Consider the following 16,530-nt stretch of genomic DNA (forward strand, 5'->3'; position numbering starts at 1 on the left):
TATGTCAATATTTTTTTATTTAGAGTAGGGAAAACCCGCTTTTAATATTCGTTCTCTAACGCCCTGCCATTCGCTGGTATCTGGGGGGAGTTCTATTGCAATACAAATGGCGTTGGATTCATCGGCGTGCCTGAGTTGATAATATAAGTCGTAGGCTGCTTTTTCTGGACTACTTGCGAGAAGATGAAACATATTGAATGCTACCCCGATCGGTTGTTTGCTGGCGATAACATAAACATCGCCTGGTCTTTTCTGGCAAAAATGAGCCAGTGTTTCATAGTGATCAAAGTAGTATAAATTTTTTTGGGGTTGGTAGTGGCTTTCGAGTTTTCCCGGTACTCGAATATCACTTTCTTTTGCCGAATAGCGGGTGGGTATTAGGGCTGCTATAGCCTTTTCGTCTATCAGTCCATGGCGAAGAATTTGATAGTGTTCTGAATGCGTTGCATCGACTATAGTCGATTCAATTCCTATACCGCATCGACCACCATCCAGAATTAATAATTCTTGATCTTTGAAGGATTGTTTGACGTGCAAGGCTGTTGTTGGGCTAACTTTGCCAAAGGGATTTGCTGATGGAGCAACTATTGGTGTCTTTAGTTTTTTTAAGAGTCTTTGCGTCACCGGGTGGGCAGGACATCTTATGGCAACTGTTGTTTGGCCTCCAGTAATTAAAGGGCTAATGGTGTTTTCTTTACAACGTAACACCAAAGTCAGCGGGCCTGGCCAGAATTTTTTTATGAGTAATTGGGCGTATTCAGGGATCTCTTCTACCAGTTGATGTAAATCCCAATCTTGAGCCACATGAACAATTAAAGGATGATTCAATGGTCGGTTTTTCATGGCAAAAACCGCTTTAATGGCGCTTTCTTTGTTTATCAGAGCGGCTAATCCGTATACGGTTTCTGTTGGAATCGCAACAGGTTTTCCATTCATTAAATCAATAAGGGCTCGATTTAGATTAGCGGTAATATGGGGCATAAAAGAGTCTCGTTAATAGTCGTATAAGGTATTGGAAAAGCGCTGAAGAGAATGGTTCACAACAGGGCATTATTTTTACATATATCGCCCCGTTATGGAAATAGTTAAGCAAAAAAAACAGGACAAACGCCTCTAACAGCGTATTATAAAATCCAAACCACCTACTTTTCATCAATTTCATCGCATACCAGTCTGTTGACATTTAAATGACTGCCATCAGTAACGTCATGAAGTTATCCCAGAAATGACACAGTTCCAGTTTGAGGAGCTTAGTCCTTGGGTTAGTGATGACGTGCGGAAATTAATTTATTGTTATTCGAAGAGGTGTGACCGAGGTTGTTGCCTGAACACGCCAACAACCTCGGTTTATTTTGTTTAAATGTAGTTTTCGTAATGAGGCGTCCACATGGTTGCATCAATAGCTTGGTCTATTTCAATATCGCCCATTGCATCTATATGTCCTTGGCGTATGCCCTGCTTGATTACCGCTTTGGCTATATGTCTGCTTACTGTTCTGATAGTAGACAGTTCTGGAAGAAGGCGCCCTACGCCCGTTTCTACAGCGGGTGCTAATTCACTTAAAGCCAACGCAGCTGCCATCATCATCTCATTAGTCACTCTTTTGGCTTTGCCTGCCACAACGCCTAGACCTACTCCGGGAAATATATAAGAGTTGTTGCATTGCGCTATGTTAATTGTTTGTCCGTTAATCTGTATCGGATCAAATGGGCTGCCCGTTGCGATTAATGCATTTCCTGAAGTCCAGTGCAACAGGTCTGCAGGTATTGCCTCAGCTCGAGAGGTTGGATTTGATAATGGGAATATAATGGGTCGTTTGCAATAACTTGCCATTGAGCGGATCATGGGTTCGGTAAATTGATTGGGTTGTCCTGATACGCCAAGAAGTATTGTCGGATGTGCATGGGTGATCACATCGCTCAAGGTTATAGGACCTGAATTGGCTGTATCCCAGCTTTGTAATGCGGTTTGAGGCTGAGTGAATACTTTTTGGAATGGTAACAAATCGTTCATACCGTCATGGAGCAGTCCGTTTCTATCGACCAGATAAAAACGAGATCGCGCTTCTGCCTCGGATAAACCCTGGTTCATCATGGCATGAACTAATTGTTCGCTAATACCGCAGCCGGCAGAACCTGCTCCTAATAAAGCGATACGCTGATCTTTTAAGGGTGTACCCGAGACACGTGTCGCAGCAATTATTGCCGCAACCGCCACTGCTGCGGTACCTTGAATGTCATCGTTGAATGTGCACAATTGATCTTTGTAGCGTTCGAGTAATGGATACGCATGCTGTTGAGCAAAATCTTCAAATTGCAATAGAACATTTGGCATGTACTTTTTAATGCTTTGCACAAATTGATCGACAAATTCATCATAGTCTTTGCCTGTGATGCGTTCATGCCGCCAGCCTATGTATTCTGGATCATGCAAGCGTTCTTGATTGTTTGTGCCGACATCCAGGATGATTGGCAGCGTTGCAGACGGCTTTATTCCTCCACAGCTGGTGTAAAGCGACAGTTTGCCAATAGGGATTCCCAAACCACCTGCTCCTTGATCACCCAAACCAAGAATGCGCTCACCATCAGTGACAACGATAACGCTTATGTTGCGTGATGAGGCAACAGACTTGATGATGTCATCCATTTTATCCCGGACTGGATAGCTAAGGAACAAACCTCTGGGTTGTCGGTAAATATGAGAAAATTGTTCACAAGCCAAACCGACTATGGGTGTGTAGATGGTCGGCATCATTTCTTCCATGTGATCAATGATAAATCGATAAAAAAGGACTTCATTGTTATCTTGCAATGCTCGAAGATAGATGTGTTTTTCCAGCGGAGTGTCTTTGAGATCGTATGCGCCACGGCATCTTATAAGCTGCTCTTCAAGGGTCTCTATGGTTGAGGGGAGCAGACCATGCAGGCCAAATCGATTTCTTTCTTCCAAACTAAAAGCGGTATTTTTGTTAAGTAAGGGATCTTTTATTAAATCCATGCCAGATTTCGTTACTTTTTCGGTCATTGCAACACTCCTTGTTATGATTCATAGCGCATTTAAAAAACGCCTTGTCCTTTATTACATCTAGTGTAGTTCAATTTTATCAATTGTGTGGGGGTGTTTTGCCTTTTAATTCTCATCAGCTTAAAATGATGCCAACGTATACCCCAAGTCAGGAAATGCTCGTGTTGCTTGCTTTAGCAGAACAAATAATCGACAGCTTTTTCGCTGTAATTCCAAGACATAAACCTGAGTTAATTAACAGAAATCATGCAAAAATAATTGCTCATCGAGGCGCTCATGCCAACAGCCAGGGAATCATAGAAAACACTATGGCGGCATTTGATTTGGCGCAGAATGCTGGATGCTGGGGTATTGAGTTGGATGTGCAAACCACTGCAGATGGTGTCTTGGTAGTTAATCATGATGCGACATTGCAGCGATTATGGGGCCATGACAAAGCAATTAAGGATTTGACCTTTAGCGATTTGCGTTCATTAGTACCGGACATTCCTGCGTTGACAGAGGTCATATCCAAGTACCGTAATCAGATGCATTTATTTATCGAATTAAAATCAGCACTTAAGGATGAATCGGCCTTGATGACCTGTCTGCAAGGACTATCACCCGTCAAGGATTTTCATTTATTGTCTTTAGATGCGTGTATTTTTGATGCCCTGACCTTGTTCCCAAAAAAATCGTTACTGCTGGTAGCTGGCCACAATAATACGAACGCCTTTTGTGAGTTAAGTATCAAAAACACGTTTGGCGGTGTTTTAGGGAGTTATTTGTTGCTGACTGAACAGCAAATAAATAAACTAAAAAATGCCGAACAGGCATTTGGTGTTGGTTTTGTGAATTCTAAAAACAGTCTATACAGGGAGTTAAATCGAGGAATAGACTGGATATTTACAAATAACGCTGTGAAAGTAAGCCATTATTTGCGCCACCTTTATTCCTGATAAAAAACAGATCCCAATACGCAAGAGAACAATACTTTTACGGCAATAAAGAGGGGCATTAAGCTATGCCCCTGATGATTATGCAGTAAATTGATTAATGGTTCGTGTCAAACGACGAACCAACTCATCTATTTCGTCTTCAGTGATGATCAAAGGTGGGAGTAATCGGACTACTGTATCGGCTGTTATATTGAACAAGAGTCCTTGTTCAAGACCCAGAGCACGCATGTCATTGGCAGGTCTATCCAGTTCTATACCGATCATAAAGCCTTTGCCTCGTATGGCTTTTACATTAGGATGTTCACCGAGGTTGCTGATTAATTTATCCATGAGCAAGCCACTATTTTTTGTTACTTTTTCGCAGATTTTATCACGCTCTATGACGTTTAAAACGGTAAGTGCTGTAGCACAAGCCAAAGAGTTTCCACCAAATGTAGAGCCATGACTTCCAGGCTTGAACAAATCATTCGCTCTTTTACTCATCAGGCAGGCACCTATGGGCAACCCGTTGCCCAATCCTTTAGCAGTAGTTAGAACGTCGGGTTGAATGCCGTAATGCATACAGGAGAACAGTTTACCCGTTCGACCATTGCCGGTCTGGATTTCATCGAGAATCAGCATCCAGTCGTGTTGGTCACAAAGCTTGGCTAATGAGCGAAGGTATCCTTCCTCTGCAGGAAAAATTCCTCCCTCACCCTGAATCGGTTCTATCATGACCGCTACGACATCATCTCTATTGGCGGCTATTGCGTGTATGGCATCAAGATCATTGAAAGGCGCACGAATAAATCCGGGAACCAGGGGTTCAAAACCTGCCTGAACCTTGCGATTACCTGATGCGGTCAATGTTGCCATGGTTCGCCCGTGAAAAGCGCGTTCCATAACGATAACTGACGGTGTTTCTATGCCTTTTTTATGACCGTAAAGACGGGTTAGTTTTATTGCTGCTTCATTTGCCTCGGCACCTGAATTGGCAAAAAACACTTGATCCATTCCCGCCATCGCAGTCAATTTTGCAGCAAGCAATTCTTGTTCTTTGATATGAAACGCATTCGACGTGTGCAATAACTTTGCCGCTTGTTCCTGAATTGTTTGAGTTACATCAGGGTGTGCATGGCCAAGCCCACAAACCGCTATTCCGCTTAAACCGTCAAGATATTCCTTTCCTTGCTCATCGTACAGCCAAACCCCTTTACCGTGAGTAAAGGTTACGGGCATAGGATTGTAGGTCGTTATTAAAGCCATGATGTCTTCCTTTATTCCTCAAAAATTACTTCATGTTGTTACTGACAAAATCCCAGTTGACCAGTGACCAGAAGGCATTAATATAATCTGGTCGCAGATTACGGTAGTCAATGTAATAGGCATGTTCCCAGACATCGCATGTTAATAATGCGTTAAATCCTTCAGTCATGGGTGTGCCGGCATTGCTGGTACTGATAATCTTCAGATCGCCTGCGCTGTCTTGAACAAGCCATGCCCAACCCGAGCCAAAAGTTGTTGCGGCTGTCTGGGTGAATTGTTCTTTGAATGCTGCAAAAGAACCAAAATGTTTGATAATTGCTTCTGCCAATTTGCCAGTAGGTTCTCCGCCGCCATTAGGGCTAAGACTATGCCAGTAGAATGTATGGTTCCACACCTGAGCGGCGTTATTAAAAATCCCGCCTTTAGCGTGCATAATAATGTCTTCAAGACTCCTGGATTCAAATTCAGTTCCAGCAATAAGTTTGTTTAAGTTGTTCACATAGGCATTATGATGTTTGCCATAATGGTATTCTAATGTTTCTTTGGATATATGCGGCGCCAAAGCGTCCAGGGCATAAGGTAATTGTGGCAAGGTAAAAGTCATAACAGTCTCCAATTCTTAAAGCACTTAGTGTAGCAGGATGGAGGCGATATTCAATGTGCTTGCAAAAATCGATGACTTGAGGCTGGTTTTAAAATGTCTTCGTGCATAATGTATTAATATTATAGCCAAAATAGTGTATACTAAAAGCTCAGTTTGATTTATTTTGTCAGAACCAAATCGCTGTGTTCTGATAGTTTATCCAGTAGTGAATCGGAAAAATTTACTGCATCATGCTGTAAAAACAAATGATTAGTTGCGGCCTTGTCAGGTTTTCGCCATAATTATCAGGATTAATTTTTATAAAAGGTGCATAAGTGGATACTTTAGATAAAATTAAAAAGCAAATTGCCGAAAATGCAATTGTGCTTTACATGAAAGGAACACCCAAGATGCCCCAGTGTGGGTTTTCTGCGCGTGCAGTTCAGTGCATTGAGGCGTGTGGTGTTGATTTTGCCTATGTTGATATTCTCGCTAATCCAGATATTCGTCAGGTTTTGCCTCAGGTATCGGATTGGCCTACTTTCCCACAACTTTATGTGAAAGGTGAATTAATTGGTGGTTCTGACATTATTGCTGATATGTTTGCGCAAGGTGAACTAGAGCCCATGTTACGTGATGCGATTGCTGCATAATGAAAATAATAGCGTGAAGATAAACTTCACGTTTGCAATGGAGATCATAGAATGAGTGTATTAGTCGGACGCAAAGCACCAGACTTTACTGTCGCTGCAGTATTGGGAACTGGTGAAATTGTTGATAAGTTTAATTTACATGAACACATTAAAGGAAAATACGGCGTTGTATTTTTCTATCCACTGGATTTTACTTTTGTTTGCCCCTCTGAGCTGATCGCCCTGGATCATCGTATCGACGAGTTCAAAAGCAGAAACGTTGAGGTGATTGCTGTTTCTATTGACTCTCACTTTACCCATAATGCGTACCGTAATACTTCAGTTAAAGATGGTGGTATAGGTCCAGTGCGTTATACCATGGCTGCTGATATGACTCATAGCATCTGTCAGTCTTACGGAGTTGAACATCCTGTTGCTGGTGTTGCATTCCGTGGCGCTTTCATTATTGACACTAATGGAACAGTACGTTCGCAAATTGTTAATGATTTACCTATTGGTCGTAACATTGACGAAATTATTCGTACTGTGGATGCGGTACAATTTTTTGAAGAACATGGTGAAGTATGTCCCGCTGGTTGGAAAAAAGGTGATGCAGGAATGAAAGCTTCTCCTCAAGGTGTTGCCGCATATTTAGCTCAACATTCTGATTCTTTATAAAAAATTCGGGGAATGAGTTTTTTCACTTGTGATAAAACTCATTCCCAACTCGTCACAGTCTGGTTACAACAGAGTCAGTTTTCGCCATTTATTGGTCATAACACAAAATAAATCTGCTGTTCTTTCCGCATCGTAAATCGCAGAATGCGCCTCATTGGGATCAAAATGAATTCCTGCTGCATGTGCCGCCTTTGCTAATACTGTTTGTCCATAGATTAACCCGCCCAGAGTTGCGGTATCAAAGCAGGTAAATGCGTGGAATGGTGATTTCACGCCGGTTCTGTTAATTGCTTCCTTTAAAAACAGCAAATCAAACCAGGCATTATGCCCTACGAGGACCGCTCTTTGGCAGCGAGTTTTCTTTAACGCTGCGAAAATGGGCTGAAATAATCGCTCCAGAGCTTCTTTCTCATCTACGGCAAAACGCAATGGTTGAAAAGGATCTATCTGGTTAAACTCTAATGATTTTTGATCCAGCTCCGCTCCAGAAAAAGGAAGTATGTGTTCAAAAAAACTATCACCACGTTTTAGCTGACCCTCTGCATCCATTTCAACCAAAACAACACATACCTCTAAAAGAGCATTTTTATGCGGGACCAGACCGGCTGTTTCCACGTCAACAACAACAGGTAAAAAACCACGAAATCGTTCTTTCATATTCAAACTTAAAACGGTATTACTCTTGGTCATAAACACTCCAGGGTAGCGTTTGTCCCGCAGCAATGGGTACCACTTCGTTTTGTCCAAGAGGCATTATTTCGGGAATGTTTTGCGGGATGTCTCGCAGTTCTATTTGCTGTTTGTTTAAAGGTAATTGGTAAAACTCAGCGCCATACACGCTTAAAAACGGATTTAGTTTGTCCAGCTGATGAAGTTCGTCAAATACCTGAGCGTAGAGGGCTACCGCAAATGGAGCGGAGTAAATTCCGGCACAACCGCAGGAATTTTCTTTGGCCGCAATGGGGTGTGGCGCACTGTCTGTGCCTGCAAAAAATTTAGGTGATCCACTACTGACTGCAAGATGTAATGCCTTTTGGTCATTCTCATGTTTCAAAACAGGCAAACAGTAATAATGAGGTCTTAGCCCACCGGCGAGCAAGTGATTACGGTTATACAAAAGATGATGAGGCGTAATTGTCGCCGCAACATTTTTTGGCGCTACACGAATAAAATCTACCGCAGCTTGCGTGGAGATATGTTCCAACACAATTTTTAAACCAGGAAAATTGGCTACTATGGGTTTTAAATACTCTGTAATGAACAACGATTCTCGCTCATAGATATCACTATGAGTGACCTCGCCGTGGATTTGTAAGACCAGATTATTACTTTGCATTACCTCAAATAATGGATAAAGCGCATGTAATGATTTGGCTCCTGCCTCAGAATTAGTTGTTGCCCCTGCCGGGTATAATTTAGCACCCAGAATAAAGGGATCTGACGCTGCTGTGGTCAGTTCATCAGCTGACACGGATTCATTGAGATAAAAGGTCATATAGGGTTCAAAAGAATGACCCTTGGGTATGGCTGAGATTATCCTTTCTCTATAACTTTTGATTAAAGACAAGTGAGTCAGTGCTGGCTTTAGATTGGGCATAACCAATGCGCGCGCAAAATGTTGGGCTGTTGCTGGAACAGTATGCCGCAACTGGTCTTCATCTCTGAGGTGAACATGCCAGTCATCAGGACGGTTAATAATAAGAGAACGCATAATAAAGATTCCTGCATCATTGCCGATACTCAAGGATATCATGAATTCAGTTCTTTGGATGAGCAAAAAATGGCACTTGATTACATTTCAAGCAAATGGCTGGTGACAGGGATTGCAAGCGGAGTGTTGTGTATTTCTTCTGCCTTTGCTGCGCCACATATAGAGTACGCAAGTCCAATGGGTGACGAACAATGGAAAATGACCGGTAGTCCGCTGCGTTGCGGATTGTCATTACCTATTCCAAATTATGGCATAGGATATTTCGAACAATACGCAACGAAACCACCTCATTTTATTTTGCGTAAATGGGATGAGGTTCAAAAACCCCTGCGTGCGCTTGTGGTAGCAAAACCACCCGTGTGGAAACCCTTTTCACCCCAAACTTACGTGGTAGGCCGTTCTTTTATAAAACCCGGAGAATTTGGCATTTATCTCGCACGTGAACAGGCATTAAAATTATTAATTTTTTTATCACAAGGGTATCAGGCTAATTTCAATTACTTATCAGAGGAGGGGTTTAGCGTTACCGTGTCTTTATCGCCGGTTAAATTTCAAAAAGTTTATGCTAAATATCAAAAATGTCTTGGTGGATTGTTGCCTTTTTCCTATAAAGACGTCGAGGAAACGGTATTTCATTACGGTATTGACGATACCATGCTCACTGATGAAGATAAAACACAGCTCCGTCGAATAGCTCAATATGTTGCAGCAGACTCGCAAATTGATTTCATTCGTGTGGTCGGTTATGCGGATGAAAGCGGTCGAAAAGGATATAACAATGCTATTTCTCAATACAGGGCTGAGGCGGTGAAAAACTATTTAATATGGCTTGGAGTACCCAAGCGCAAATTATCGGTAACCTGGTTAGGTGCATTAAAACCCGTTGCGCGCAATGATACCGATGAAGGTCGAGCTGCTAACCGTCGTGTTGTTATCAATTTGATAAAAAAATAATCCGGCCGAGCATAATATGCTATCTTATTGATAATAATCAATTAATTTGAGTTTTATCTTGACTTCTTTACTGTCAGTTTAGATACTGTCGTCAGTACATCATATCTATTTGGGATTTGCCGTTTTAGTTGGTATTAACCCGTATTTTTTTGAATAACGAATAAAACAGTCTATGGAGAGAAGTATTATGGTTTTAAAAAGAACAACAATAGCTGCGCTTGTTTTAGCTAATGGAACAGGGTTTGCCGGAACTATGGGGCCTGTTTGTACTCCAGGATCGGTCACTGTTCCTTGTGAAACGATCGCATGGGATATCGGTATTAGCGCATTATACTTAGAGCCTATTGAAGATGCTGATGCGGGGTACCGTGACATCGTGGATTTGGCGGGATTTCGGCGTCGTGACGCCTGGGATCATGGTTATGATTGGGGCTTCAGACTGGACGGTTCCTATCATTTTAACACCGGAAATGATTTGTCGGTCAACTGGATGTATTTTCAACCCGAAGCAACGGGTTCTTATGGCCAAAGCGCCAATACCTATAAATTCCAAATGAAGTGGAATGTAGTTAATGCCGAGATGGGACAGTTTGTGGACTTTAGTCTGAATAAAAAAATACGATTTCACGGGGGCGTTCAATACGCATTCGCCAAAGCGGGTCTTAACAGCTTCAGAAGTAATGTGATTTTTTCCCATGCTGATTCACAATATAGCGGATTTGGGCCGCGTACTGGTATTGATCTGAATTATGTATTTGCCAATGGTTTTGGCGTGTACGCAAAAGGTGCCACAGCGTTATTGATTGGAACAAGCAAGTTTTATGATGGGCTGTTGTTAAGTTATGGTTCCAAGAACGCTATGGTCACTGAAATGGAAGCCAAGTTAGGTGCTGCGTATACCTATTCGATGGCTCAGGGTAGCCTTACTCTGGATGCGGGTTACATGTGGAACGATTATTTAAATTTATTCCACAACACTATTGCTTCAGTAACTGGCCGATTTGAAACTGATTTTGTATTATCAGGTCCTTATGTTGGGCTTAAATATGTAGGTATTGTTTAAGTTGTAGCTTCTTGTATTAAGAATTTATCCATTGGGGCTTAGTTCCAATGGATGAATTTCAGTAAACTTGCCGTCCTAAAGAAACAAATAAAAAAAACCAAGACAAAATTTCACGAGTTTAAGTAAGTTCTTTTAACTGGATTTGCGAAGATCGCTGCTGTCCAAAAATTACCATGCGTGACCAAAAAAACGCTATCCCCATGAAATTATTCATTTTTTTCGACGAAATCCTTGACATCTTTAAAATCAGTGCAGATACTCATATCGTTGCATGCTTCGAACCTGTATGACGAACGCGTGCTATTGACAACTCTAAAAGGTGGGTTATCAATAAATTGGAAACTCAATAATAATTTAGTGGAGACAAGGCATGTTAAGTTTGAAAAAAACAGCAGTAGCTGTTCTTGCTTTAGGTAGCAGTGCAGTGTTCGCAGGTACTATGGGGCCAGTTTGTACCCCGGGTAACGTTACTGTTCCTTGCGAGAGAACCGCTTGGGATGTAGGAATTAGCGCCCTTTATTTGCAACCAGTTTATGATGCAAGCTGGGGATACAGTGAAATTGTTCCACCGGTTAATGGTTATTCTTATTATCAAGAACTAAATCATGATTGGGATTGGGGCTTCAAACTGGAAGGCTCTTACCATTTCAACACAGGAAATGACATCAATGTAAATTGGTATCATTTGGATACTGACAGCACTGGTGTTTATTCCAACCTGACTAATACTTATCGCCACAACATCAAGTGGGATGCTATTAACGCTGAAATGGGTCAATTTGTTGATTTCAGTGCTAATAAAAAAATGCGTTTCCATGGCGGTGTTCAATACTCCAGAATCCAAATGGATCACAACCGTTATACAAGCAGTGCGTTTCTTGACAATGTTAATTCCAAGTTCAGCGGTTTTGGACCACGTACTGGTCTTGATATGAACTATGTATTTGGCAATGGTTTTGGCATCTACGCTAAAGGCGCTGTAGCAATACTGGTTGGTACCAGCGACTTCTATGATGGAACTAATCTTGGTTACGGTTCCAAGAATGCAATCGTCCCTGAATTTGAAGCCAAGTTAGGCGCTGATTACACCTACGCTATGGCCCAAGGCGATTTAACTCTTGATGTCGGTTACATGTGGTTCAATTACTTCAATGCCATACATAACTCAGCTTCCCCAGTTGGTTTTACACAAGTTGGTTTTGAAAGTGATTTCTCAGCTTCTGGCCCTTATATTGGGTTGAAGTATGTTGGTAATGTGTAATTTGTTAGCTTTTTAAGAAATTTCAGCAATACTGTTGACTTTACTTAAGTCCAGCTGGATAATTTATCTAGGTACGCTCTCGATTAGAGCGAAGAATGCGTACTGTTGCTGATTAAATTTAAATTGGTAACGAACGGAAATTAATAATAAAAAAGTGGAGATAAGCATGTTAAATTTAAAAACAACAGCGGTAGCTGTTCTTGCTTTAGGTAGCAGCGCAGTATTTGCTGGCACTATGGGTCCAGTTTGCACCCCAGGTAATGTTACAGTTCCTTGCGAAAGAACCGCATGGGATTTCGGAATTACCGCTCTGTATTTACAACCTGTTTACGACGCTTCATGGGGTTACCGTGAAACTGTTCAAGTAAACGGTTGGAATCACTTCGAAGAATTGAATAACGATTGGGATTGGGGCTTCAAGTTAGAAGGTTCATACCATTTCAACACTGGAAACGACCTCAACGTGAACTGGTATCATTTAGATACTGATAACGACGGTCTGTACTTTGGTGGTGACACATACCGTCACAACATCAAATGGGATGCTGTTAATGCTGAGATGGGTCAATTCGTTGATTTCAGCGCTAACAAGAAAATGCGTTTCCACGGTGGCGTTCAATATGCACGAATCCAAATGGATCACAACCGTTACACCGGCGGTGCTTTCCTGAACAATGCTAATTCCACATATAATGGATTCGGTCCACGTGCTGGTCTGGATATGAATTATGTATTTGGTAACGGATTTGGTATTTACGCTAAAGGAGCTACTGCAATTTTAGTTGGTACCAGTGACTTCTACGACGGATTTAACCCTGGTTACGGTTCTAAGAGAGCAATCGTTCCAGAAGTTGAAGCCAAGTTAGGCGCTGATTACACCTACGCTATGGCACAAGGTGATTTGACTCTTGATGTAGGTTACATGTGGTTCAATTACTTCAATGCTATGCACAACACAAACAATGTAAACGGTGGTTTCGAAACTGATTTCTCAGCTTCTGGCCCATACATTGGTTTGAAGTATGTTGGTAACGTATAATATCTTATTAATTTAAGAAGTATTATAGAGCCCATCATTAAATTGATGGGCTTTTTTTTTAGGTAAGGGAGTATTTATGTTAAAAAAGACAACTTTAGCTGTTTTTGTATTAGCGCTTAGCGGAGTTGCAGGTGCAGGTACAATGGGGCCAACGTGTGCGCCTGGCCATGTTACTGTTCCTTGTGAAGCAAAATTGTGGGATGTAGGGGTACAAGCTCTGTATCTAAGACAAATACACGACGCTGATAAAGCATATCAACATGATGTATTACCCTTTAATGGTTACCGCGAAGCAACTAATGAATGGGATTGGGGATATAGGTTGGCTGGATCTTACCATTTCAATACAGGTAATGATGTCACAATGACCTGGATTCATTATACAAACAATTCAAATCCTGATGGTTTTGTTGGTTTAATTCCGTTTTCACCTCTATTACCCCCATTGTCTTCTTCCTACAGTTTACAAAATACCACTTATTTTAATCAGGTTAATCTGGTTGTGGGTGAACATACCGATTTCGGTTTGGTGAAACACATACGGTTCTATGGTGGCTTGCAGTATGCGAGCGTGGACAGTCAGGCCATAGCCAGTTATTCCCAATCACCCGTACAACTGGTGAGTTCAGGTGTTACGGCAATTTATCAGTATGATAAATCGGATTTTAATGGAGTTGGTCCTGTAGCGGGTATTGATTATTCATACGATCTGACCAGTTCATTTAGCCTTACTGCCAATGCTGCTGGCTCCATTCTTTACGGAACAACCCGCCTTGATAATGAATTTACAGGTAAACCTGTAGGTATCGTATTAGCGGATCGTTATGGCAGCAAAAAAGCCATTGTTCCCAGTATGGAAGTAAAACTTGGTGTAAATTATGTCCATGCTTTGGCTCAGGGACAATTGAATCTTGAAGGCGGATATCAACTGGTAAACTATTTCAATGCATTACAAAGCCTTGGTATTGACGGGTATACTACAAACCGTATTGTAAGTTCAGACTATGCTCTGAGTGGCCCATACTTTGGCGTGAAATACTTAGGAAATGCATAATACATTTGAGTATTCATCTATAAGCCCATGTCATGTGGGCTTTAAATTTTAAAAACATACTAACTCATCCCATGAGCACTTTCTTAAATAATATTTTCGTAATTCCCCACGTCATCCTGAGCGCAGCGAGGGATCTCCCTGGAGTGGCACAAACTAAAATAGTGTAAAAAACACTCGAAAAAAGAAGCAGGAGCTGATTAATTCATTAAATCCTGAGTGGGACGATTTATCTCGTTAGTTATGTTAGAGAGCAGTGCTACTGCAGGGAGATCCCTCGCTGCGCTGGGCATGATGCGGGGAGTTACATATTTTCGTTTCACAACTACTGAAGAGTATAAATCACAAAACAGCAATATCCTTATAAAAACACCACGTGTTTATATTCGTCATTTGTCCCAATCCCTGGTTATAGCGTTAATTACCAACTTACTGGTTTTTTGTGCTGCAAAAGTCAGCATACAAAAAAAACACCCTGTTTATTTTAATCGAAGAAAGATCCGAATTTAATTCTAGCCATAGAGAAAATGGCAAGATATAATCGCTCGCCTAATCGGCATTGATGTAAAAATAATAAACAGGAGTACCCCGCATGAAGTTTAAGACAACCCTATTGGCTTTGGCCTGTATATCCCCCTCTTTATATGCGGAGAATGATCAGCAATTGCAACGTGATATTCAGCGTTTACAGCACCAGGCTAACGAGTTACAAGTAAAGCTTGAGCGTTTACAAAAACAACTGGTGTCGCAACGAGATGCTCATGAGCACGCTAAAGCCAGCTCGCATGCACAAAAGAATAAGCCTCTGGCTGCACCAGTAAAGAATCAGGACAAGAAAAAAAATTCTAATTATTATTCTTCGCACGTGACCGTTCATACTCCAGAGGCGCATCCTGAATCTATAGGTTTCTATCCTACTGCTCTTGTGGCAGAGAATCGGGTAGTAACCTATATTGCTGGTACTCCTGTTGTCAGTTCGCCGTATTTAGGAGACAGACCTGCATTCGATGGTTCAGATTATATCGTGAATATTTCGAGTATTAACCGGGATATTCGATTAATGCAACAACGTCGTCGTCTTTATAGGGCGTATCAAAGTATAGGTTATCCTGTTCCTCAGATGCCTATTATTTCTTTGAGTGGAAAATCTGAACCCGTAGCCGTTATGAACGATCCTTTTCGCAGTAATACCAATGGAGATTTGACTCTGGGTTCAAGTGAACTGGATGTTGCTGCTGCCTTAAACCAAAATGTAGAAGCCTATATTGCCATCGCTTACGATGAGAGCCCTCCTGCGGTTGGCCCACGAATCAATAACTCTGCATTTAACTTGAATATGGGCTTTGTCAATATCGGTAATCTCGATAAAACACCCTGGTATTTTACCGCAGGACAACTTTATGTTCCTTTTGGTCGTTATTCCAGTTCAATGATCAGCTCACCTTTAACCATGAGCGTTGCCCGTACTAAAACCAGGCCATTTATTTTGGGTTACAAATCTCAGCAAGATACTGGTCCCTTTGCAGCGGTTTATGCCTACAGAAGTGATACCATCCTGGGTAAATCAGGTGTTGGTGGGCTCAATTTAGGATACATATTTGAGCATAACGATCTTAACGGGGAAGTCGGAGCCAGTTACATCAGTTCTATAGCAGATGCTGCAGGAATGCAAAGCACGGGCTCCGTTGTGGGTACTACCTTTGGCGGTTTTGGCTCCATAACTAACGGAAACGAAGCCGTGCGCAAAACTCAGGCTATGGATGTTCACGGTAATATAGGATATGACCGATATAATTTTGCCGCAGAATGGGTGGGTGCAACCGAATCGTTTAGAACCCAGGATTTGAGCTTTAATGGCCGGGGAGCCAGGCCACAGGCTGCGCAGTTTGAATTGGGTATGACTTTTAGGGCATTTAACAGGCCTTCGTCAATAGGTGTTGGATATCAATGGTCAAAAGATGCTTTGGCATTAAATTTACCGGAACAGCGCTTTGTCGGTGTGTTCAATATCTCTATATGGAAGGATACCGTTGAAAGTCTGGAATACCGTCATGATATAGACTATGGCGCTACTCAATTTGCTAATGGTGCGGCTCCTACTGGTTTAGTCAATCTTCCTACTTTGGGAACCGGACGTACTGCTGATACGGTTTCTGCGCAAATCGGAGTTTATTTCTAAAAGTGGGCATTGAAAAATCCATCCTATCATGTGGCAAAAAGCCGCATGATAGGATGCGATGCAGAACTCAGCGAACAATGATAAGTCGATTTACATAGCAATTATTTGGTTTTCCTGCCTGGTGCATCAATGTCATGTATTTAATTTGCTCCATATCAAATGCTGAAAACAA

General features: G+C 41.7%; 15 protein-coding genes. 9 read left to right on the forward strand and 6 right to left on the reverse strand.

Annotated elements, in window-relative coordinates; translation table 11 throughout:
• Positions 1-15: 15 nt before the first annotated feature.
• Entirely contained in the window at positions 16-981 is a 966-nt protein-coding gene (locus Lwor_RS06205) for an L-threonylcarbamoyladenylate synthase (protein WP_058493036.1), read from the reverse strand.
• 375 nt (positions 982-1,356) lie between these two features.
• Complete coding sequence (locus Lwor_RS06210) at positions 1,357-3,024, reverse strand: NAD-dependent malic enzyme (RefSeq protein WP_058493037.1); 1,668 nt, start codon at positions 3,022-3,024, stop codon at positions 1,357-1,359.
• Positions 3,025-3,185: 161 nt separating this feature from the next.
• Between Lwor_RS06210 and Lwor_RS06215 the strand changes: the two genes are divergently transcribed.
• On the forward strand, positions 3,186-3,962 hold the full coding sequence (locus Lwor_RS06215) for a glycerophosphodiester phosphodiesterase (protein ID WP_058493038.1): 777 nt from the start codon (positions 3,186-3,188) through the stop codon (positions 3,960-3,962).
• Between the two features lie 78 nt (positions 3,963-4,040).
• Here the strand turns inward: Lwor_RS06215 and Lwor_RS06220 are convergent, their stop codons facing one another.
• Together Lwor_RS06220 and sodB are read right to left on the reverse strand one after the other, a co-directional pair.
• A complete protein-coding gene (locus tag Lwor_RS06220; protein ID WP_058493039.1) occupies positions 4,041-5,207 on the reverse strand; it encodes an aspartate aminotransferase family protein in 1,167 nt (388 codons plus the stop codon).
• Positions 5,208-5,232: 25 nt separating this feature from the next.
• A complete protein-coding gene (gene sodB, locus Lwor_RS06225; protein ID WP_058493040.1) occupies positions 5,233-5,811 on the reverse strand; it encodes a superoxide dismutase [Fe] in 579 nt (192 codons plus the stop codon).
• A 314-nt stretch (positions 5,812-6,125) separates the two neighbouring features.
• Here sodB and grxD point away from each other — a divergent pair, with 314 nt between their 5' ends.
• Both grxD and Lwor_RS06235 read left to right on the forward strand, forming a co-directional pair.
• Positions 6,126-6,443, forward strand: coding sequence for a Grx4 family monothiol glutaredoxin (grxD, locus tag Lwor_RS06230; protein ID WP_058493041.1), 318 nt, complete (start codon positions 6,126-6,128; stop codon positions 6,441-6,443).
• Positions 6,444-6,494: 51 nt separating this feature from the next.
• Positions 6,495-7,100, forward strand: a complete 606-nt coding sequence (locus Lwor_RS06235; RefSeq protein WP_058493042.1) for a peroxiredoxin — start codon at positions 6,495-6,497, stop codon at positions 7,098-7,100.
• Positions 7,101-7,163: 63 nt separating this feature from the next.
• Here the strand turns inward: Lwor_RS06235 and rnt are convergent, their stop codons facing one another.
• Positions 7,164-7,790, reverse strand: coding sequence for a ribonuclease T (gene rnt / locus Lwor_RS06240; RefSeq protein ID WP_058493043.1), 627 nt, complete (start codon positions 7,788-7,790; stop codon positions 7,164-7,166).
• A complete protein-coding gene (gene pyrC / locus Lwor_RS06245) occupies positions 7,777-8,811 on the reverse strand; it encodes a dihydroorotase (RefSeq protein WP_058493365.1) in 1,035 nt (344 codons plus the stop codon). The genes rnt and pyrC overlap by 14 nt, the downstream gene beginning before the upstream one ends.
• On the opposite strand from pyrC, the gene Lwor_RS06250 reads away from it, so the two are divergent.
• The 6 genes from Lwor_RS06250 (at position 8,773) to Lwor_RS06280 (ending at position 16,358) form a co-directional block, all read left to right on the forward strand.
• On the forward strand, positions 8,773-9,765 hold the full coding sequence (locus Lwor_RS06250; RefSeq protein WP_238584631.1) for a flagellar protein MotY: 993 nt from the start codon (positions 8,773-8,775) through the stop codon (positions 9,763-9,765). The genes pyrC and Lwor_RS06250 overlap by 39 nt on opposite strands.
• A gap of 184 nt (positions 9,766-9,949) precedes the next feature.
• Positions 9,950-10,828 carry an Lpg1974 family pore-forming outer membrane protein gene (locus tag Lwor_RS06255; RefSeq protein WP_115091124.1) on the forward strand — a complete coding sequence of 293 codons (879 nt, stop codon included), beginning with the start codon at positions 9,950-9,952 and terminating at the stop codon, positions 10,826-10,828.
• Between the two features lie 370 nt (positions 10,829-11,198).
• Positions 11,199-12,089 carry an Lpg1974 family pore-forming outer membrane protein gene (locus Lwor_RS06260; RefSeq protein ID WP_058493046.1) on the forward strand — a complete coding sequence of 297 codons (891 nt, stop codon included), beginning with the start codon at positions 11,199-11,201 and terminating at the stop codon, positions 12,087-12,089.
• Between the two features lie 166 nt (positions 12,090-12,255).
• Positions 12,256-13,128: an Lpg1974 family pore-forming outer membrane protein gene (locus tag Lwor_RS06265; protein WP_058493047.1), complete on the forward strand. Its 873-nt coding sequence runs from the start codon at positions 12,256-12,258 to the stop codon at positions 13,126-13,128.
• Positions 13,129-13,204: 76 nt separating this feature from the next.
• Positions 13,205-14,182: an Lpg1974 family pore-forming outer membrane protein gene (locus tag Lwor_RS06270; protein ID WP_058493048.1), complete on the forward strand. Its 978-nt coding sequence runs from the start codon at positions 13,205-13,207 to the stop codon at positions 14,180-14,182.
• A 589-nt stretch (positions 14,183-14,771) separates the two neighbouring features.
• Positions 14,772-16,358 carry an LbtU family siderophore porin gene (locus Lwor_RS06280; RefSeq protein WP_058493050.1) on the forward strand — a complete coding sequence of 529 codons (1,587 nt, stop codon included), beginning with the start codon at positions 14,772-14,774 and terminating at the stop codon, positions 16,356-16,358.
• Positions 16,359-16,530: the final 172 nt, after the last annotated feature.

The sequence above is a fragment of the Legionella worsleiensis genome (assembly GCF_001467535.1).
In the GTDB taxonomy this organism is placed as follows: Bacteria; Pseudomonadota; Gammaproteobacteria; order Legionellales; family Legionellaceae; genus Legionella; species Legionella worsleiensis.